Consider the following 20471-nt stretch of genomic DNA (forward strand, 5'->3'; position numbering starts at 1 on the left):
CTTGGTGTTTCTTCGCGGGTCTTTGGAGTTCGTTGATACCCCGCCGACGGCCATATACGCGCGCCGGGCGGGTAAGAACCCGCCCAGGATATGGAAAAGCCGGAGTAAAAGATCATGACCAATGGGGTAAACGTTTTTTACTACTGATAGATAGAGCTATCAGGCATTTTCTACAGCCAGACAGCTCGGTGACGTCGCCAGTGGTACGCGGCGCCCAGGGGGCACGGAGGGTTGATTCCTTGATCGCAGCAAGAACGGGGACCCTGCCCCTCCCCCGGCCCCGACCGCTCCCGGCGAAGCGGGCCGGGCCTCCGATCCCCCGAGCAGGAATCAGGACGTTTCAAGGACTTTCGCGAGCCGTTGAAGTACGAGAAGGAACATGACGATCCCGGTATCGGATATGGGGAATCTTCCGGCGGCCCTGACCACGTTCGTGGGCCGGCGCCAGGACATCGCCGACCTCCGCCGTCATCTGAGCGCGAGCAGGCTGATCACACTCACCGGAGCCGGCGGGGTGGGCAAGACGCGGCTCGCGCTGGAGGTGGCCGCCGCGTCGGCGACGGATTTCGCCGACGGCGTGTGGCTGGTGGACCTGGCCCCGGTGCGGGACCCCTCGTTGACGGTGAACGCCCTGGCAGCCGCACTGGGAGTTCCGGACCTGGGCACGAAGCCCGTCGTCGAGCAGCTGGCGGTCTTCCTGGCCCGCCGGTCCCCGCTCGTCGTCCTGGACAACTGCGAGCACCTCGTCGACGCCTGCGCCGAACTCGTGCACACCCTGCTCTCGGCCTGCCCCCGGTTGCGTGTCGTGGCGACGAGCCGCCGGACGCTGGGCATCTACGGCGAGCATGTCTTCGCGGTACCGCCGCTGCCACTGGACGACTCCGTGGAACTCCTGCGGGACAGAACCACTGCGGTGCGACCGGATTTCACGGTTGCCGACGCCAACCGCGCCCAGGTCCTCCGGCTCTGTGCCGCCCTGGACGGGCTTCCGCTGGCCATCGAACTCGCCGCTGCCAGACTGCGGACCCTGACCGTCGGCGAGGCGGTGAACCGGCTGGAGAACCGATTCGCTCTCCTCGCGACCGGCAGCCGCGCGGCCCGGCCCCAGCAGCGCACCCTGCGCGCCCTGGTCGACTGGAGCCACGAGTTGTGCACTCCGGCCGAGCGGTTGCTGTGGAACCGGTTGTCGGTCTTCGCCGGCGACTTCGGGCTCGACGCTGCCGAGGCCGTCTGCTCGGGAGACGGCATCCACCAGGACGAGGTGCTCGATCTCCTCGACCAGTTGGTCGCGCAGTCCGTCGTGCTGCCCACCGAGCGCGAAGGCCTGCCGCGCTACCGGCTGCTGGTGACCATCCGCCAGTACGGGCGGGAGCGGCTCGTCGAGGCCGGCGAGGAACAGCGGACGCTCCACCGGCACCAGGCCTTCTACCTGGCTCTCGCCGAACGCATCGCCGACGGCTGGTACGGCCCCGGCCAGCGGGAGAGCCTGGCCCGGCTGCGGGCCGAGCACGCCGATCTGCGCACGGTGCTCGACCTGGACTGCGACCCCCAGGCCACCCTGGCACTGGCCTCCGCGCTGCGCTTCCACTGGTGCGAGGGAGGGTTCCTCGGTGAGGGACGCCGCTGGCTGGAGCAGGCGCTGGCCGCCGCGCCCGAGCCGACTCCGGCCCGGGCCAGGGGGCTGTGGGTGGCCGCCTGGGTGGCGGTGCTCCAGTGCGATCACGCCGCAGCCCACAAGTGGCTGGACGAGGCCGCGAAGCTCGGTGAGCGGGTGGGTGACCAGGTGGTGCGTGCCCATGTCGTGAGTCTGCGGGGCACGTTGGCGCTGTTCGGCGGGCGTCTGACGGAGGCGGTGTCGCTGCTGGAGGAGGCGGTGAGCGCGCACATGGAGACGGGTGAGGAGACCGGTGTGGTCTACGCGCTGATCCTGATGGCCACCGCCCAGTCGCACCTCGGGGACCCACGGACCACCGAAACGTGCAGACGGGCGCTGGCTCTTGCCGAGAGGCACGACGACCGGCTGGTCCGCACACACGCGCAGTGGACCGTCGGCTATGACGCCTGGGTCCGCGGTGACCTGCGGGTTGCCTCGGCGATGATCCGGGCCGCGCTGGAGAACGAGCAGGGTTTCAACGACCGTCTCAGGGTCGCGCTGATGCTGGAGGAGTTCGCCTGGGTGACCGCCGCCGACGGTGGTCACCAGCAGGCGGCGCTGCTGCTGGGTACCGCTCGTACCCTTTGGCGGGACACCGACACCGACATCTCCACCTTCGGCCCCCACATGGTCGACCAGCACGCCAGGTGCGAGGAGGGCATCGTTCGGGTGCTCGGCAAGGCGGCGTACGGGGCCGCCCTCGACGAGGGCGGCCGTCATGGTTGCCCCGAGGAGGCCATCACCTACGCCCTGCGCACCGTGCCACCGTCGGCGCCCGCCTCGTACGAGGCTGCCGTCACCGAGGCCGCCATCGCCGGGGGCGGCCGTCATGACTGCCCTGCGGAAGCCATCGCCTGCAGCCTGTCGGCTGTGCCACCTGCGGTCGCTCCCCCGGTCGCGGGCCCACTGACCCCCCGGGAACGGGAAGTGGCCGCGCTGGTGGCCGACGGGATGAGCAACCGGCAGATCGCCGGCGCCCTCAAACGCTCTCCGCGCACGGTCGAGGGCCACATCGAGAACATCATGGCCAAGCTCGGCTTCACGTCCCGCGCCCGGATCGCGTCCTGGTGGACGGCCCATCAGGTGCCCACCTCGTAGGACGTTCCCGCCGACAAAGCCGGGTGCCCGGCTGGGGTGTTCCCCAGCCGGGCGGCGTCGTGAACGTGTCAGTGCGCCTTGGCCGGTGTGAGGACGACCTTGGTCACCTTCCGGGTGGCGGCTGCGGTCGCCTTCTTGGCGGACTTGGCGGACTTGGCGCTCGCGTGCTTCTTCGACGCCGGCTTCTTCGCGGCGTGCTTCTTGCTGTGCTTGCTGTGCTTCTTGCTGTGCTTCTTCGCGTGGTGCTTCTTCGCGTGGTGCTTCTTCGCCGAGTCGTGCGCTGTGCCGCCGGGGGCCGAATTCGCCTCGGGTTCCCCCTCGATGATCCTGATCTTGCTGTCGTAGGTGGAGACCAACGGATCCGTGACATCCGACGGGGCCGTGGTGACCACATCCACCACGTCGACGTCCGGGTTGTAGGTGGAAACCGCGGTGTAACCGGCAGTCGCTATCTGATCGACGGTGTCGACCTGGATCGCGTCGACCTCTTCGTTCGTGTCGAACTGGCTGAACTCCCCGTAGAGAACGATGTCCGGGTCGGAAAGCTCGAAGTCGTCAGGGTACTGAAGATCGTCAGCCGCGTGTCCACCCGTGAAAACCAGGGTGATCTCACCGGAGTCGTCCACGAACGTCGTGAGTGCGTTGTTGTACTCCCCGAGTTCCGCGATCTGTGCCCAGTCCTCGTCGCTGACGCCGATGTCCGACGGGGACGTCATCGCGCTCGCCGGAGAGGCCCCCAGAACGAGCGAAGCGGACAGGATGGCGCTCAGCAACAGCGCTCGGCGGGTTCTTCCTTGCATCGTTCCACCTTCTGTTTTCTCTGTGGACCATGGACGGAACCGCTCCGCCATGTGTCGAGTGAATCCCGCTGTGCAGTCAGGCGTTTCAGCCCGCTACCAGCTGCTTCTTGCGGGTCGGGGTGGCGGTGGCGGCCTTGCTTTCCTCCGCCGGCGCGATAGGGCCGCGCATGCTCTTGAGCACGATCAGGATCGTGGTCGTCACGAGGACACCGGCCGCGACGGCAGCCACGAACAGCAACGGCTTGCCGAGGTGTCCGGCCGAGAAGAGGCCGCCGTCGGTGGCTTTCATGGTGCTGCCGAAGGTCATGGTCAGCGCGCCGGTCACCGCACCGCCGGCCATGCCCGCCGGGAGCACACGCAGGGGGTCGGCCACCGCGAAGGGAATCGCGCCCTCGGGCACGAAGGCCGCGCCGAACAGCCAGGCGACCTTGCCATAGGTCCGCTCGTCCTCGGTGAACAGCGAGCGGCGCACCACCGTGGCCAGCGACAGGGACAGCGGGGGAACCATCGCAGCCGCCACCACCGCCGCCATGATCGTGAAGTTGAGGGAGTTCGGCGCGACCGTGACACCCGTCACCGCGAAGGTGATCGCGGTCTTGCTGATCGCCCCACTGAGGTCGAAGCAGACCATCAGGCCCAGGACCATGCCGCACAGCGCGGCACTGCCCCAAGTCAGCGGCGGCAGCTGGTTGTCCAGCCACGCCAAAAGGTCATTGACCTGTGGCGCGAGCAGCGTGAAGACCACGGCTACGGTGGCGACGCCGGCCAGGAGCGGGATGACGAGCATGGAAGTGATGCCGCGTAGCTTCAAGGGGAGGCTGATCCGCTCCATGGCCACGGCAAGCGCACCGGCTACCAGGCCCGCGAACAGCCCGGCCAGGAAACCACCGTTGAATGACATGCCGACCACGCCGCCGATGGCGCCGGCGACCATGGCCTGACGGCCGGCCATGCCGTAGGCAAGGTATCCGGCGACGACCGGCGGCAGCAGGGCCATGGCGCTGACACCGGCCTTCAGCAGCAACGCGGCCCAGGTGTCGGCGTGGGCCCAGGAGCCGTCGTTCAGCAGCCCGGCCGCCCTCGTGGAGATCTCGGGGCCGCCGATGACGTACGAAAGGACGATCAGCAGCCCCCCGACCCCGGTGAGAGAGCCGATGTAGGGCATGCCCCGTACCAACCACCCGGCGAGCCGAAGGCCGATGTGACCGCTCGGGGCGGAGCCCTGGTCCATGGGGGCGGGTGAATGCGGGAGGTGATTGTTCCTGGGTAGGTACACGGGAGGGCTCCAGGTGCGTGAATTGCCCGTGGGGCAGATGTCCGGGCTTGAGGGAACGCGGGACAGGGGCGAGGGAGGGGTAGGGGTCGTACGGACCTCGGGGAGACCAGCGCCCTGCGGCAGAACGGGACGGGTGAGTCGGCACCCACGCGGGGAGTTCCGCGGCGTGGGGTCTCGGGCCGGGTGTCGTCCCTCGGCAGAGGGACGACACCTCATGCCCGACAGGTCGGCGCAGCACACACGGACGGGATCAACCGGTCGACTTCACTCCGCTGACCGGGCGCGTCCACTGCGTGTCCATGTCGCTCCTGGCCCACTTGTCGAAGGCCACATCACGACGGCTCGACAATCATTTCGGAGTTGAACGAGGAAAGGATGTCACTGGCGTGGATGTTCGCCATGCGATCCGCGAAATTCCAGAAAACCTTTCCGTGGTGAATTCCCACCATGTTCACACCGCCGTTGTGGGTCGGGTCCACATAGACAGGAGCACCGGAGTCGCCCGGAGCGGTGAACTTGCCGGGGCAGCAGCTGTTTCCGCCCCGGTCCGTGAGGAAGACTGCTGTGCTCCTGATCGACTTCTTCACACCGAAGAAGTCGTACGAGATGGACATGCTGTTCAAGCTGACCGGGTGACCGCAGTGGTTGTACGTGGTCCGCCCGCTGACGCACGTCTTCCGGCCGAGGTAGGTCCACCCTGTCCAGGTGTCGACATACAGGGCGGAACTACTGTCCTGGGTACCGCCGGAGAAGAGCCGAGCACCATAGTCCTTACCTGAGAGGGCTTCGGCGTCGAGACTGTTGTCCAGCTTGGTGACCGCGCCGAAGAACTTTCCCTGCTGCGTATAGAAGTTGGTGTTCAGCGGGGCGCAGTGCGATGTCGTGACCATGTAGTGCTTGCCGGACGCCTTGTTCTTGATGGCCCAGCCGGCCGTGCAGGTACCGGTCCCGCTCTGGATCGACCCTCCGCCCCAGAAGGGGGAGACGTCGGTGAAGCGGGTGGCTTCCGGCGTGACACGTCCGGGCTGCGCCTCGACGGCGTCCCCGTACTTGCGCTCCAGCGCGTACCCGACGGACTTGGGGGCCTCGAGACTGGTGACCAGCTTGTCCTTCTGACCGTCGTATGCGGCCACGATGGCGTACCGGGAAGGGTTGCTGGTCCACTTGCCCTTCATGACCTCCTTCTGGAGGTTGTCCACCGTGCTCTTGGTGAATTCGCTGATCTTGACCGCGACCTTCATCCCGGCCGGGATTTCCGACTGGACCTGGGCCTTCTTGGCGGCGGACGTTCCGGCGGGAAGCATCAGCACCGTGTCGGTGAGGCCGTAGACACCGAGCGCCTTGTTCGACCGCGCAACCCTGTCGAGTTGCTGCCACTGCGCCTGGCTCGGTTCCTTGGGCGACGCCTGGGTGGCCGCAGAGGCCGACGCGGCACCCGACATCACCGTCATGCCCATTGCGGTCGCACTCGCGAGGAGCACCGCAATGGTGCGCCTCACCCTTTTCCTCGAACTCATGTGCATCCTTGATTCTTTTGGAGAACGAATCAGGAATCTGATCCGTCGCAGCTTCCCCTCGCAGGGGGAATCCTTGAGCCGCACGGGAAATCGATTCCCGCGGCAGATTAGGGAGATATCGCCCCGTCGGGCCGCCAGAGGTCGCACCCGCGCTTTACGGACCCGGTCAACGCGACTTCCATGGCCCACCGCCCCACCTGTCGTATGACGTCTGCTGTATGAGAAAAGAATGAATGCGGGGTACGCACCGGGGCTATGCGTACTTTTACGGGGGTACGCGAGACGGGTACGCGAGGTCTCGGCAGCCACCCCGGGGTCCTACGCGGGTGAGATCCCGAACCGAGGCCCGGACTCCGTCGGTGATGCGGCGAGGGCAGGCCAGGACGAGTTGCGCGCGAACATGGCGAAGCCCCGCGTGATGGTCGTGTCGCACCATCACGCGGGGCCCGTCGCCGGACTACCGGCGGTTCGTCCGCTCCGCTCGCGTCAGTTTTCGCTCCGCTTGCCTCAGTTGACGGAGAACTCGCTGAACTTCGCGGTGCCGGGTGCTCCGGTGTGCGCCGTGAAGAACATGCCCGCGTCCAGGGTGGTGTTCGCCCCGGTCAATGTCGCGGTGCCGACGGTGGTCCAGGTGGTGCCGTCGGCGGAGTAGGAGCCGGTGACCGACGTACCGTTCCTGACCAGGCGGAGCCAGACCGGGGCGATGGCGTCGCTTCCGGTCTTGGTGGCCCCCCTGTCGAGGTAGCCGTCGCCGTCGGAGTCCCACTGCAGGTTGACGCCGTTGCCGGGGGTGGCGGCGAGGACGACGTATCCGGTCGACTTGGTGGTGCCGGTGATGTCGTTGCGCAGCATCAGGCCGGCCTTGCCCCAGGCGTTGGTGTTGTCCTGACTGTCGAGGTGGACGGTGACGGTCGACGAGGTTCCGGCGGCTCCGGGCTGGTAGGCCGTGGAGTAGTCGTCGTCGTGCTGTGCCGCGCCCGAGGCCCAGGTGTCGATGCCCGCGTTGGTCAGGAACGTCACCCCCTGCTTCTGGCTCACCACCGCCGGGACGGAGCTGTAGGCCCTGAAGGGAGAGGTGACGATCCGCAGGTTGCTGAACGTCGCGCTGCCCGGGGTGCGGGCGCCCGCGGTGTGGATGACGCCGGCGTCCTGGGTGGCCGCCATGGACCGCAGGGTCACCGCCGAACCGATCTGGGTGAAGGTGGATCCGTCGGTGGAGTAGGAGGCGGACACCGTGGTGGCGGTGCGGGTGAGCCGTACCCAGACCGGCGCCTTGACGGTGGCAGCCGTGGAGGTCAGCTTGTCGAGGTAGCCGTCGGCGTTGGAGTCCCACTGGAAGCTGACGCCCTTGCCCGGGGTCGCCACCGCTACCGCGTATCCCGGGGAGGAGCCTTCGCCGGTGAGGTCGTTGCGCAGGACGACACCCGCCTTGGCCCCGCCGCTGGTGTTGTCCAGGTGGTCGACCCGGGCGGTCACCGAGGTGCCGTTGACGGCGGCGCCCGCCTGGAAGACGGTGCCGTAGGCGTCGTCGCGCTGCTTGCCTGCCCGCCAGATGCCGGCGCCCGCGTCGGTGACGGTGAAGATGCCGCCGCTCTGGCCGGTGGTGGCGGGCGTGGAGGAGTAGCCCGTGTAGGGGGCGGCGACCGGGTCGGTGGTCAGGGGCCGGTAGCGGGACTCGATGCCGGCGTTGTCCATGACGGCCCTCGCGCCGGACGGCCACTTGCCGTCGGTGACGATCACCGTGCCGCTCACGACGTCACCGCGTCCGCCGTCGAAGATGTTGGTGTCGCTGTTGCTCGCCCAGTTGTCCTTGAGGGTGAGCGCGCCCGTGTTGTTGGTGGAGTTGCCGTTCTGGGTGGCCCAGCGACCGGTGTTGCGGAAGACGTTGTTGGTGTCCGTGAAGTCCCGGGAACCCTCATCGTGGTAGAAGCCGAAGTAGTTGTTGTTGGTGTGGCAGTAGTTGCGTTCGAAGGTGCTGCCGGGCGACGCGGACAGGGTGTACAAGCAACCGCCGTCGTTCATCTGCTGCATGATGTCGTGGATGTAGTTGTCGGTGATGTGGTTGTTCGCGGCGGTGGTCGCGGTCGTGTAGACGGGCTGGTAGTCGTACAGGCCCCGGTCGACGTAGTCCTGGCTGCCACCGATGTCGTTGGTGCCCCAGCCGTAGCCGATGGTCAGGCCGGAGTAGGGCAGGTTGTACACCTCGTTGTGGGACACCGAGGCGCCCTTGACATAGGTGACCAGGATCGCGGACATGTCCCGGTAGTCGAGCGCCACGTCGTGGATCGCGTTGTTGCTGAGGGTGATGTTCTGGTTGGTCATCCGGCTGTCGCTGGGGTGGTGCGCGTCGGCCCGGATGCCGCCGACGACTATGCCGCCGCCCGCGTCCTGGGTGAAGACGTTGCCGGTCGCGGTGACGGTGTCGGCGCCGAGACCCACACCGGTGGCGTGCGCGTTGGCGTCGTTGCCGATGCCGAGGCCACTCTGGCCGAGCTGGGTGAAGCGGTTCCCGGTGAACGTGATGTGGTCGGCCGCCGAGACCTGGACCGCGGAGGGCATCTGCTCCCAGTGCGGACGCGTCGCCTCGAAGAGCGCGCAGCCACTCTGGCACGAGCTGAGGGCGTCCGAAGGACGGTCCCAGGTACCGGTGGCGTACGCGCCGGTCTGCTGGCTGGCGTAACCGGTGCTGTTGGGGCCCAGCCAGCTGGTGCCCGAGAACTGCAGCCCCGAGAAGGCGATGTGGGTGGCGGGGGAGGAATACTTGCCGCCGATGTGGATGAGCGACTGCGTCTTCGGGACCTCGACGTCCGCCGTGCTCATGTTCTGCCCTGCGAGCGGCTTGTAGTACAGGGTGCCGGAGTCGAGGTACCACTCGCCGCCCGCGTCGAGCAGTTCGTAGGCGTTCTCGATGTAGAGGGGACCGGCCCGGAAGGGGCTGGTCAGGGTGTCGTAGCCGAACGTGTTGTTGTCCCACGACGGCTGGGCCATGGTGATGGTGCCGCTGCTGATGCCGGTCACCGGGGCGTAGCGGTCGGTAAAGGACCCGATGCCGTGGATCTCGGTCCGGGCGGGCTGCGCGAGGCTGTTGAGATAGCTCAGCGAGCTGCTGGTGAAGGTGTAGCCGGTGGTGGTCGCGGTCAGGAGGGAACGGCTGATCGCGGTGCGGGCTCTCGTCGCCAACTGGCCGTCCACGTACAGCTGCCGGGTGTCGAACCCGGCTCCGACCTTCGCCTGCCAGATGTTCTTGGCCGGGTCGTGCAGGGTCCAGCCCGTGGCCTTCCGGGCTCCGGTGATGACGGGGTGGGCCCCGACGGCTGCCTTCCACGTGACGGTGTGACCGCGTGTGCCCGAGTCGGCGGCGGTGAAGTCGAGCGGCGCGGCGAGCCGGTACGTGCCGTCGGCCAGCTCGACGGTGATGTCTTGCTTCATACGGTCGTTGAGGGCTCGGACCTTCGCCTTGGCCTTCGTCAGGGAGCACGGCTGACGGGCCGAACAGGCGTCACCTTTGCCGTTGGGTGCGGCATGGAGCGTGGTGCCGACGGGAACGGCTGCGCCGAGCGTGGTGCCGGCGGCGACCGTCGGGACCGCTTGCCCGAGGAGGGCAGCGGCAGAGGCGCCGAGCACGGTGACGACGGCCAGAGAGGATCTGGCCCGGTCACGCACGGCTTGACGGAGAAGGGTGGAGCGCATCTGACACCTTCCGGTTGTACGGGTTGCACTCAGCCCGCGCGGGCGCCCCTGTCGGAGGAGGAGACAGCCCTGTGGCGCGAGAGGGAGGTGATACGGCGACGTAACATTAGTCGTCATACGTATGCCGTCAAGGAGTTGGACGGAAATTGGTCGTGGTCCGGGAACGGACTCCGCAGGAAGTCCGCATGTGCGCGGCACCTGGTGTGTGTACGACACCGGGTGCCGCCAGACCTGGTGGATCGTTGGTTGTACAGCATCCCGACCCCATGAGAACTGGGCGTAACAGCCGAGCAGTTCAGCCCCGCTCACGAAGAAGAGCGCCTACTCGGCCGACGCCGAGGTCGCCGTTGCACGAACAGCGTCGTGCCGTCGCGACCAGGGTCGATTTCCGGGTGTCCCTCGGGTCTCAGGCGCACCAGTGCACTTTGAACACCCATGCGTGCTGCCCCGCCTTGCGTGCGGCCTCGGGGACGTCGATCACCAGCGCCCCGTTGCTGATCGTCCAGGTCAGGGGCCGGCCGTGGCCGAGCATCGTGACCTTGTCGCCGTTGCGGATCGGGATGGGTGCTTCGACGGTGAGTCTGGCGCCCGGTCTGGCCAGGGAGTGGATGTAGAAGGCTTCGTCAGGGCGGATGGTGAAGCGCAGGTCCTCGCCCAGTTCGGCCATTCGGGACCAGTACGTGGTGTCGTAGATCGCCTCTCCGTTGGTGCGCAGCCAGTGGCCTGTCTCGCGCAGCCGGGTCTGCATGATCTCGGGGATGGTGCCGTCGGCACGCGGGCCGATGTCGAGGAGGAAGTTGCCGTTCTTGGAGACGATGTCGACGAGGCTGTGCACGACCTTCTCGGTCGTCATGTAGGCGTCGTCCGGGGTCGCCCGGTTGTAGCCGTAGCTGAACGGGTCCAGGCCGCGGCTGGACTCCCACTTGGCGACGACCGTGTTGTCGTACGTCGCGTACTCGGGGGTGGTGAAGTCGTGGACGCCGATGCCCGAGCGGTCGTTGACGGTGACCTCGATGGGCCGGGCGCGGTTCTTCGCGTGGTTGAAGTACTCGGCCAGGACGTGGAGGCTGTCGTTGGCGCCGCCGATGTCGCACCAGATGAGCTCCGGGTCGTAGCCCTGGATCAGCTCCAGCATCTGCGGGGCCTGGTAGTCCTTCACGAAGTCCCTGCCCGCGCTGTAACCCGTGTAGGGCTCCGGCTCCAGGGTGTACGGATTGCGCGGGGCGTGACCCATCCAGGGGTTGTCCGGGTTGAACCACTCGGGCATGGAGAAGTAGAGCCCGCGGTGGAGTTCGGGGGTGTAGCGGCGCGACGCCTCGAAGAGTTCCTTGACGAGGTCCCGCTTCGGGCCCATCTTCACGGAGTTGCGGTCGGAGACCTTCGTGTCCCACAGCGCGAAGCCCTCGTGGTGCTTCGAGGTCAGCACGTGGTACTGCGCGCCCGCGTCCCGGAACAGCTCGACCCAGGCGCGAGGATCGAACTTCTCCGCCGTGAACATCGGGATGAAGTCGTCGTAGGCGAAGTTCTCGCCGTACTTCTCCCGGTGGTACCCGTGTACGGCGTTCGCGGGGTCCTGCATGTGGTTCCAGTACCACTCGGCGTACTGCTTGCCGACCGGCGACCAGGCCGGCACCGAGTAGACGCCCCAGTGAATGAAGATGCCGAACTTGGCGCCCTGGAACCAGTAGGGCGCCTGGTGGCCGGAGAGTGAGGACGCGGCGGGTTGGTAGTCGGCGACTCCGAGTGTCAACCGGCTTGTCTGCGCGGTGACTTGGGTTCCGCGTCCGGTGACGGTCACGGCGCCGTCGCGGACCGTGCCGGGGGCGGTGCCCGCCCGGTTGCGTACGCCGACCCGGACGCGTGCCTGCTCACCCGGGTCCAGGCGGCGTATCCGGGCGGCCTCGACGGTGCGGGCTCCCGGAACCTCGACGCCCACCGACACTCCGTCGGCGGCCAGGACGGCGACGGTCCCCGCGTTGACGACGGTGGCTTCGACACTCTGCGCGCCCGACGACTCCAGCAGCGAGTTGGTGGACCGGGCCCCGCGCAGAGCCAGCGCGCGTCCCTGAGCGGCAGGTTGCAGGGACAGCGCGAACACGTGGAGCGATGTCTTGTCCGCTTGCGCCGGGTTGGTCACGGGGAGCGTGATGGCCACGGCGTCGCGCTGCGGGTCGAGCCACAGATCGGACGTGCCGATCCCCACCCGGTGTTCGTCTCTGGTGCCGTCCGGCCGGTAACGGTACGGCGCCGACAGGGATCCGCCCGCGGAGTACCAGTCGGATCCGTTGAGGGGGGCGGTCGTCGTCGAGCCGTCCGCGTAGTGGACCGTGGCTCTGCCGGAGGCGTTGCCGTAGCTGCCCGCGGTCAGGAAGACAGCGGAGAGGTACCGGCCCTTGGGCAGTTCGACGCGCTGGCCGAGTGCGACGACATTGTTCTTCGCGCCGGCGTCCGAGGCCGGGAAGTCGAAGGGCACGCCGTCGACCTCGACACGGCCCGTGGGGAGTTCCTCGCCGGGGAACGTGTAGCCCGAGCCGTCGAAGTCGCCGCCGCGTGCGGAAGCGGTGTCGACTCCGTCGTTGTCGTAGAGAGCGTCGAGCGGCACAGGGACGGGGTCGGGGACGGGCGCCCACGGCCCGGCGTGCGCGGTGAGCGCTCCGGCGGCGTGCGCGGCCGTAGCTGAGGCGAGGGGAAGGGCTGCTGCAGCGGCGACTCCGGCCGCGGTGCCCAGAACCTGACGTCTCGGGTAGGTGTCCACGAGCAACCTCAATTCATCGGATGTCTGATGATCGAGGGGGTGTTCGGTACTGTCAAGCGAGGTGTAAAGAAAGATGAGTTGAAAGAAAGGTGGGATGATCTCCGGAGCTTTGGCGTGATCGACGTGCGCGGGTCGAGAGCTTTCCGCTGAGTGAGGCTACGCAACACCGGCGCCGGCCTTGCCCCTGTCCTTGAGGCTCCGGGGGCAGTCGGCGTGGAAGCGGACACCCGGCGCGGTCGCAGGACGGGCGAGGACGGACGTCTGGCAGTGGACGTCCTGGACATGGAACGGCCGTCGACGGAACGGGAGTTCCGTCGACGGCCTCCGGTCGGGTACGGGCCGGCGGTGAGCCCCGGGGGTTGAAGGGGACGCCGTAAGGCAGAGCCCGCTCCAACTCGACGGGGTACCTGCTGTCCTTCAGCGGGATGTTCGCGTCTCCCCAGCTGGAGTTGTTCAGCCGGTCCTGGAGGTTGACGCCGTTGTTGCCGGCCGGGAAGCTGTTCCAGCTGACCAGGCCCGGGTGGTCCCAGCCGCCGTCGCCCCAGGCCTCCGGCCGCTCCCCGGACTTGGCGAAGCGCATGCTGTGGGTGCTGCCACCCTCCTTGTGGTAGACGGCCTTGACCCGCTTGCCGTCCCGCTCGACCTCTCCGTACCCCTTGGTCGTGTACTGGCCGTGCGCGGAGACGGAGACGTGCCGGGGAAAGTCCTCGCCTTGCTTCACCCAGACAACGACGGACTCCCAGTCGTGGCGGTGCGACGTGGGGGTGCAGCCGGCGCAGCTCATGTCCTTCTCGAAGTACAGGGTGTAGAGGATCGCGCACCAGCCGTTGTTGCACTTGACGCGCGAGTAGGTGTTGGCCTTGCCGAGGTGGTTGGTGCGGCACTGGCCGGTGACCGGCCCGCTGTCGTCGAGGCCACCGTTGAGGGTGCCGTTGCGGTCGATGGCGGCGACGGGGAAGCAGCTGTTGGAGTCGTAGTCGAAGAGCGGCATGAACGTCTGCTGGAACGAGGTGGTGCTCACCGGCAGCGGGCTCAGCACCGCGGCGGACGAGCTTCCCGTCAATCCCACGGTCAGTGCGCCCACGCTGAGGGCGACGAGTGCGGCCTTGCCGAAGCGGGACTTTCGTCTGTGTTCTGAGCCGTTCCGTGCCTGATTCGGCTGAGACGTGCGGGGTTCCTGGGACATGGGGGTGCTCCAGAGTCGCTCGGTGTACCGGAGGTCCGGCTGACCTCGGTGACGCTAGCAACTTGAAAGTTGAAAGGTGTCTTCTTTCATGGCACCGGTCAATTCCTCGGCGTTGACCTTACGTTGACCAACTCGGATGTGGCTGCTCAGAATCGGCGGCGGCGCGCGGTCTGCCCAGGGCGTGACCACGCACCGCCGCACCGCCCCAGGTTCCGACCCTGTCGGCAGGTGCCGGGAGCTGCTCGCCGACTTCGCCCGGAAGAGGGCCTACTGTCCGGGGTGGAGGCCGAGCCAGCCGGGGGAAGGATCGCCCTTGACCTCGCCGACGTACAGCGTGAGTTGCTGGCGGAAGCGCTCGGCGAGGGCGCGGTCGGACATGAACTGCTCGAAGCCCTGGACGTTGGCGTTCGGGTATTCCCAGATGTGGCGGTACCCGGCGGGCGGCTTGACGTCGGTGCGGACCGACCACATGTAGAAGTCGCTCTGGGTCTGCTTCGACAGCCACCAGTTGAGGTACAGCTTGGCGGCGGCGGGATGGCGGGCGTCCTTGAAGATGGCGGCACGCTGGGCCCAGGCCATGAACGGGTCGTGCTTCGGGACGACGAACCGCGTCTTCACGCCGGCGGCCGGGGTGAGCATGCCGTCGGTGCCGAGCGCGACGGCCTTCGTGCCGGCCTCGACCTCGTCGGCGGGTTCCTGCGTACCCCGCACCCAGTGCACGTCCTGCGCGACGAACTTCTGCAGCCAGCCCCAGCCGTACGCGTCCACGATGAGCTTGTAGAGGTAGAGGACGGCGTCGTCGTCGTTCGGGTACGTCGAGACGATCCGGCCCTTCCACGTGGGGTCGAGCAGCGCCTTGGCCGTCGTTGGCGGCTTGCCGCCTGCCTTGTCGATGTTGTAGATGGTCGAGAAGGCGTCCACGAAGATGCCGGTCCAGGCACCGGTGGGGTCCTTGAAGGCGGGGTGGACCCGGGAGAAGCCCGCGGGCTTGTAGGGGAGCAGCACGCCTTGGCGCTTCCAGCGCGGGAAGTCCTGCAGCGTCTGCAGCTGGACGACGTCCGGGACGAGGGTGCCCGTCGCCAGCTGGTTGTCGATGCGGGCGTCGTGGAACTTGCTGTAGTCCACGACGATGTTCAGCGAGATGCCGGGGAACGCTTTCTCGAAGGCCGCCTTGTTGCCGTCCTGCTGGGTGGCGGTGTCACCGCCCGCGTAGACGGTGAGGGTGCCGCCTTCCGCCTTGGCCTCGCGGTAGAGCTGTCGGAGGCTCTTGGTCTCCTCCGGTGAGCCGGGGTGACGGTGCCCGTCCGCCGAGGCGGACGGCATGCCCAGAGTCGTTCCCGCCACGGCGAGGGAGCCGCCCAGCAGTACGTGACGTCGGTCGAGCGCCATGGTCGTGCCTCCATGTGAAGCGTCGGTGTCTGCGTACGAGAAAATTAGCTTCTGAATCAGATATATTCAAACTTCAAGTAGCCACTTTTAGGATACTTTGTGGCGTATTTGAGCCGCAGGCGCTAGCGGCAATTGCTATATCGTCAGCTTTATGGGGAGCAGTGAGAGGGTCTTGGTGGACGACGAGGCGGTCGTCCTGTACGGCGATGTCCTGCGGCTGACGGACGCCGTCGGCGGCCGGGCCGAGCGGACGATCCGGGAGGCGTCGGGGCTGGGAGGTTCGGAGTTCGAGGTGCTGCTGCGACTGGCCCGGCATCCGGACCAGCGCACGACCAGTGCGCGCCTGGCCGAAGACCTGTCCTTCACCTCGGGCGGACTGACGCGACTGATCGCCCGGATGGAAGAGGCGGGCCTGCTGATTCGCCATCCGCATCCCAGTGATCGCCGGGCTGTTCTGCTGGAGGCGACCGAGCACGGCAGGACCCTGCTGCACCGGGCACTCGTCGCGCATGTGCCACAAGTGACCGGCGACCTGCTCGGCCCGCTCACTCCGGTCGAGCGGCTGGTGCTGCGCGAGTTGGTGACCAAACTGCTCACCCATTCCTCTCGCGGTGCGGTCAAGGGCACGCGGGACACGTGAGGTTGCCTTCAGGAGTGACGACAGCGGCCTCGGCGCCTTCGGCAACGCGGGCTTCGAGACCGGTGCGCTGTCTCCCTGATCCCAGGCGAGCGGTACCTCGTCGTCCGTGGCCGCCACGGGCTCCCGTACCGGCGGCTACGGCCAGACCACCCGTCGGCGAGATCGCACGGCCCGGACATGACGGCGCTCCGCGTGCCGGTGCGGAGGTCGCACCGGCACGCGGAGCTGGTTTCGGGCATCGTGGCCCGGACCGCTTCGTCAGCTGACGGAGAACTGGCTGAAGTTGGCGGTGCCGATCGTTCCGGCGTGGGCCGTGGAGAACATGCCCGCGTCCAGGGTGGTGTTCGCCCCGGTCAGGGTCGCGGTGCCGACGGTGGTCCAGGTGGTGCCGTCGGCGGAGTAGGAGCCGGTGACCGACGTACCGCTCCTGACCAGGCGGAGCCAGACCGGGGCGATGGCGGCGGTTCCGGTCTTGAGGACGTTGGTGTCGAGGTAGCCGTCGCTGTTGGAGTCGTACGACAGGGCAATTCCGTTGGAGGGGGTGGCGGCGAGGACGAGGTACCCGAGGGACGAGCCGGGGGTGGACGCGCTGTTGCGCAGCATCAGGCCTGCCTTGGCCCAGCCGTTGGTCTTGTCCTGGCTGTCGACGTGGACGATGACGGTCGAGGAGGTTCCCGCGACCGCCGTCTGGTAGGCGGCGGCGTACTCGTCGTCGTACTGCGTGCCGGAGCGCCACACGTCGATGCCCGCGCTGGTCAAAGAGGTCACTCCGCCGTGCTGGTCGACCGCGGCCGGAGTCGAACTGTAGGCCTTGTAGGGCGAGGTGACGATCTGCAGGTTGCTGAAGGTCGCGCTGCCGGCGGTGGTGCTGTGGGCGGTGTGGATGACACCGGCGTCCTGGGTGGTCGCCATGGACGACAGGGTCACCGTCGAGCCGACCTGGGTGAAGGTGGATCCGTCTGTGGAGTAGTAGGCGGACACTGTGGTGGCGGTGCGGGTGAGCCGTACCCAGACCGGCGCCGTGACAGTCGTGGCCGTCGCGGTGAGCTTGTCCAGGTAGCCGTCGCCGGTGGAGTCCCACTGGAAGTTGACGCCGTTGCTCGGGGTCGCCGTCACGACCGCGTATCCGGCGGAGGAGCCGTTGCCCGTGAGGTCGTTGCGCAGGACGACGCCGGCCTTGGCCCAGCCGTTGGTGTTGTCCACGTTGTCGACCCGGGCGGTCACCGAGGTGCCGCTGACGGCCGAGTCGGCCTGGTAGACGGTGCCGTAGGCGTCGTCGGTCTGTCCGCCGGCGCCCCAGATGTCGGCGCCCGCGTCGGTGATGGTGAACCGGCCGCCGCTCTGGCCGGTGATCGCGGGAGTGGAGGAGTAGGAGCTGTAGGGCGAGCTGACCGGGTCGGTGGTCAGCGGACGGTACAGCGGCTGGATGCCGGCACTGTCCATGACCGCCTTGGCGCCCGACGGCCAACTGCCGTTGCTGACATAGACGGTGCCGCTCACCACGTCACCGCGGCCGTTGGTGTTGGTGATGTTCGCGACGTTGTTGTTCGTCCAGTTGTTGGTCAGGGTCAGCGCGCCGGTGTTGTTGGTGGAGCTGCTGTTCTCGTGGCCCCAACTGCCGGTGTTGCGGAAGACGTTGTTGGTGTCCGTGAAGTCGCGGGAGCCCTCGTCGTGGTAGAAGCCGAAGTAACCGGCGTTGCTGTGGCAGTAGTTGCGTTCGAAGGTGCTGCCCGGTGACGCCGACAGGGTGTACATGCAGCCGCCGTCGGTCATCTGCTGCATGATGTCGTGGATGTAGTTGTCGGTGACGTGGTTGTTCGCGGCGGTGGTCGCGGTCGTGTAGACGGGCTGGTAGTCGTACAGGCCCCGGTCGACGTAGTCCTGGCTGCCACCGATGTCGTTGGTGCCCCAGCCGTAGCCGATGGTCAGCCCGGAGTAGGGGAGGTTGTACACCTCGTTGTGCGAGACGGTCGCGCCGTCCACGTAGGTGACGAGGATGGCCGACATGTCGCGGTACTCCAGCGCCACGTCATGGATGAGGTTGTTGCTCAACGTGATGTTCTGGTTGGTCATCCGGCTGTCGCTGGGGTGGTGCGCGTCCGCCTGGAGGCCGCCGACGACTATGCCGCCGCCCGCGTCCTGGGTGAAGACGTTGCCGGTCGCGGTGACGGTGTCGGCGCCGAGGCCGACTCCGGTGGTGTGGGCGTTGGCGTCGTTGCCGATACCGAGGCCGCTCTGGCCGAGCCCGATGAACCGGTTACCGGTGAAGGTGATGTGGTCGGCGGCCGACACCTGGACGGCGGAGGGCATCTGCTCCCAGTGCGGGCGCGTCGCCTCGAAGAGCGCGCAGCCGCTCTGGCACGAGGTCAGCGCGTCCGACGGGCGGTCCCAGGCACCGGTGAGGTACGCGCCGGTCTGCTGGCTGGCGTAGCCGTGGGTGGTCGGGTCCAGCCAGCTCGTACCCGAGAACTGCAGCCCGGAAAAGGCGATGTGGGTCGCGGGCGAGGCGTAGGTCCCGCCCACGTTGATGAGCGACTCCAGCTTCGGCACCTCGACGTCGGCCGTGCTCATGTCCTGCCCGGAGAGCGGCTTGTAGTACAGGGTGCCGGTGGTGGTGTCGAGGTACCACTCACCTGCCGTGTCGAGGAATTCGTAGGCGTTCTCGATGTAGAGCGGGCCGGCCCGGAAGGGGCTCGTCAGGGTGTCGTAGCCGAACGTGTTGTTGTTCCACGAGGGCTGGTCCATCGTGATGGTGCCGCTGCTGATGCCGGTCACCGGGGCGTAGCGGTCGGTGAAGGACCCGATGCCGTGGATCTCGGTCCGGGCGGGCTGCGCGAGGCTGTTGAGGTAGCTCAGCGAGCTGTTGGTGAACGTGTAGCCGGTGGTGGTCGCGGTCAGGTAGGAGCGGGTGAGCGCGGTGCGGGCCCTGGTGGCGAGGACGCCGTCGACGGACAGGTGGCGTGTGTCGAAGCCGGTGCCGACGCTGCTCTTCCAGATGTTCTTGGTCGAGTCCTGCACGGTCCAGCCGGTGGCCTTCTCCGCGCCGGTGACGACGGGACGGGCGCCCAGCGCGGCCTTCCAGTTCACCGTGTAGCCGCCGGTGCCGGAGTCCGCCGAGGTGAAGTTGAGCGGTGCGGAGAGCCGGTAGGTGCCGTCGGCGAGTTCGACGGTGATGTCGGCCGTCATGGCGCTGTTGAGCGCCCGCACATTGGTCTTGGCCTGGGTGATCGAGCACGGCGCGCTCGCGGAGCAGGCGGTGCCGGAGCCGCTCGGCGAGGCGTAGAGCGTCGTACCGGCCGCGAAGGCGGGGCCTGCCTGGACGAGGACCGTGGCGGTCGAGGCGGTGAGTACGGCGGCTGTGGCCAGCCATGATCTGAGGCGGTGGGGAACCGAGGGACGGAAGCGGGTTGTTCGCACGTGACACCTTCCGGGTGGTTCAGGGAGCCTGCGGTGCCCGTCGAGGGCAGGGGAGAGCCCAGCGGCACAGGAGGGGAAGGGAAATTTCGCTGTAACATTAGACGTCATATGAATTTCGTCAATAGATCGCGCACGCCGACTCGGCCGGAGGCGACCGGAGTCGGCCCGGGCACACGAAAAGGCCCCCGGCCTGTCGGCTCGGGGGCGAGGTCGGTTCGGGTGCTCTCAGGAGACGGGCGAGCCCACGTTCGGCAGACGACGTCGGCTCCACGCGGTCTGGATGTGAGCCGCCATGGCCTGCGCGGCCCCGTCGGCATCCCGGGCCAGCAGCCGCTCGGCGACCACGCGGTGCTCCTCGTTGGCCCGCTCGCACGCAGCCGCGTCCGGTGTGCCGTTGTACAGGAACGTCGTACGCGCCTGGGCGTGCAGGATCCGGATGATCGAGCGGCCGAGCCGGTTGTGGGACGCCTGGAGGATCCGGTCGTGGAAGGCCACGTCGGTCTCGATGAAGCGCGCCGGGACGGCGGTCTCCTCGTCGAGCCGGGCGAGCAGCCGCTCGATGGCCCGCAGGTCGTCGTCGGTGGCCAGTTCCGCCGCCTGGGCCGCCATCTGGGCCTCCAGCGTCGACCGGATGTCGACCAACTGGTCGAGGACGACGAGTTCGTCGTCGTGCTGGACGGTCGCGGCGAGCACGACGGGGTCGAGGAGGTTCCACTCCTCGGGCGGGGTGACGGTGGTGCCGTAACCCTGCCGGGCGAGGACCAGCCCCTTCGCCTCCAGCGACTTGACCGCCTCGCGGATGGTGATGCGGCTGACGCCGAACGTCTCGCACAGCTCCGGCTCCACCGGCAGGATCGACCCCGCAGGAATGGCGCCCGACACGATCGAGTCGGTGAGGCTCTCCATGACAGCCTGCGCCAGCCGGACCGGACGCTTGGGCCAGGGCTTGAGAACGGGAGACTCTCCTGCTGCGCCGGCACTGTCCTTGGCCATGCGGGTCCCCCTCGCTGATGTGGATGACGGCGATTCTACTGCTTGGAACTTCTTGA

11 protein-coding genes are annotated in these 20471 nt (G+C 67.7%); 2 read left to right on the forward strand and 9 right to left on the reverse strand.

All coding sequences use genetic code 11. The annotated features are described in order from the left end of the window. The first annotated feature begins 379 nt into the window (after positions 1 to 379). A complete protein-coding gene (locus CW359_RS01230; RefSeq protein WP_105967780.1) occupies positions 380 to 2752 on the forward strand; it encodes a helix-turn-helix transcriptional regulator in 2373 nt (790 codons plus the stop codon). A 68-nt stretch (positions 2753 to 2820) separates the two neighbouring features. On the opposite strand, the gene CW359_RS01235 is transcribed toward CW359_RS01230, so the two are convergent. From CW359_RS01235 to CW359_RS01265, 7 genes are all read right to left on the reverse strand, one after another. Next, on the reverse strand, positions 2821 to 3552 hold the full coding sequence (locus CW359_RS01235; protein ID WP_157968459.1) for a hypothetical protein: 732 nt from the start codon (positions 3550 to 3552) through the stop codon (positions 2821 to 2823). 85 nt (positions 3553 to 3637) lie between these two features. Beyond that, the gene (locus CW359_RS01240) at positions 3638 to 4783 is read right to left on the reverse strand and encodes a fructose-specific PTS transporter subunit EIIC (protein ID WP_157968460.1); all 1146 of its coding nucleotides are present in this window, start codon (positions 4781 to 4783) and stop codon (positions 3638 to 3640) included. Between the two features lie 377 nt (positions 4784 to 5160). Further along, on the reverse strand, positions 5161 to 6429 hold the full coding sequence (locus tag CW359_RS01245; RefSeq protein ID WP_157968461.1) for a chymotrypsin family serine protease: 1269 nt from the start codon (positions 6427 to 6429) through the stop codon (positions 5161 to 5163). Between the two features lie 423 nt (positions 6430 to 6852). Continuing rightward, positions 6853 to 10035 carry a DUF1349 domain-containing protein gene (locus CW359_RS01250; RefSeq protein ID WP_105967784.1) on the reverse strand — a complete coding sequence of 1061 codons (3183 nt, stop codon included), beginning with the start codon at positions 10033 to 10035 and terminating at the stop codon, positions 6853 to 6855. Positions 10036 to 10441: 406 nt separating this feature from the next. Beyond that, positions 10442 to 12790, reverse strand: coding sequence for an alpha-L-fucosidase (locus CW359_RS01255; RefSeq protein ID WP_105968187.1), 2349 nt, complete (start codon positions 12788 to 12790; stop codon positions 10442 to 10444). A 52-nt stretch (positions 12791 to 12842) separates the two neighbouring features. Next, a complete protein-coding gene (locus tag CW359_RS01260; protein WP_232838154.1) occupies positions 12843 to 13811 on the reverse strand; it encodes an NPP1 family protein in 969 nt (322 codons plus the stop codon). A gap of 432 nt (positions 13812 to 14243) precedes the next feature. Further along, positions 14244 to 15365 (reverse strand): ABC transporter substrate-binding protein, encoded by a 1122-nt coding sequence (locus CW359_RS01265; RefSeq protein ID WP_105967786.1) that lies wholly within the window; start codon positions 15363 to 15365, stop codon positions 14244 to 14246. 151 nt (positions 15366 to 15516) lie between these two features. On the opposite strand from CW359_RS01265, the gene CW359_RS01270 reads away from it, so the two are divergent. Next, the gene (locus CW359_RS01270; RefSeq protein ID WP_105967787.1) at positions 15517 to 16005 is read left to right on the forward strand and encodes a MarR family winged helix-turn-helix transcriptional regulator; all 489 of its coding nucleotides are present in this window, start codon (positions 15517 to 15519) and stop codon (positions 16003 to 16005) included. Between the two features lie 258 nt (positions 16006 to 16263). Here the strand turns inward: CW359_RS01270 and CW359_RS01275 are convergent, their stop codons facing one another. Both CW359_RS01275 and CW359_RS01280 read right to left on the reverse strand, forming a co-directional pair. Then, complete coding sequence (locus CW359_RS01275) at positions 16264 to 19422, reverse strand: DUF1349 domain-containing protein (protein WP_105967788.1); 3159 nt, start codon at positions 19420 to 19422, stop codon at positions 16264 to 16266. A gap of 225 nt (positions 19423 to 19647) precedes the next feature. Next, the gene (locus CW359_RS01280) at positions 19648 to 20415 is read right to left on the reverse strand and encodes a FadR/GntR family transcriptional regulator (protein ID WP_105967789.1); all 768 of its coding nucleotides are present in this window, start codon (positions 20413 to 20415) and stop codon (positions 19648 to 19650) included. Positions 20416 to 20471: the final 56 nt, after the last annotated feature.

Origin of the sequence: Streptomyces geranii (assembly GCF_002954775.1) — a bacterium.
Taxonomy (GTDB): Bacteria; Actinomycetota; Actinomycetes; order Streptomycetales; family Streptomycetaceae; genus Streptomyces; species Streptomyces geranii.

Excerpts from the sequence above, each read along its gene's own strand:
- CW359_RS01230 (WP_105967780.1), top strand. The coding sequence starts at position 380 with ATGACGATCCCGGTATCGGATATGGGGAATCTTCCGGCGGCCCTGACC.
- CW359_RS01235 (WP_157968459.1), bottom strand. The coding sequence starts at position 3,552 with ATGCAAGGAAGAACCCGCCGAGCGCTGTTGCTGAGCGCCATCCTGTCC.
- CW359_RS01240 (WP_157968460.1), bottom strand. The coding sequence starts at position 4,783 with ATGGACCAGGGCTCCGCCCCGAGCGGTCACATCGGCCTTCGGCTCGCC.
- CW359_RS01250 (WP_105967784.1), bottom strand. The coding sequence starts at position 10,035 with ATGCGCTCCACCCTTCTCCGTCAAGCCGTGCGTGACCGGGCCAGATCC.
- CW359_RS01265 (WP_105967786.1), bottom strand. The coding sequence starts at position 15,365 with ATGGCGCTCGACCGACGTCACGTACTGCTGGGCGGCTCCCTCGCCGTG.
- CW359_RS01270 (WP_105967787.1), top strand. The coding sequence starts at position 15,517 with ATGGGGAGCAGTGAGAGGGTCTTGGTGGACGACGAGGCGGTCGTCCTG.
- CW359_RS01280 (WP_105967789.1), bottom strand. The coding sequence starts at position 20,415 with ATGGCCAAGGACAGTGCCGGCGCAGCAGGAGAGTCTCCCGTTCTCAAG.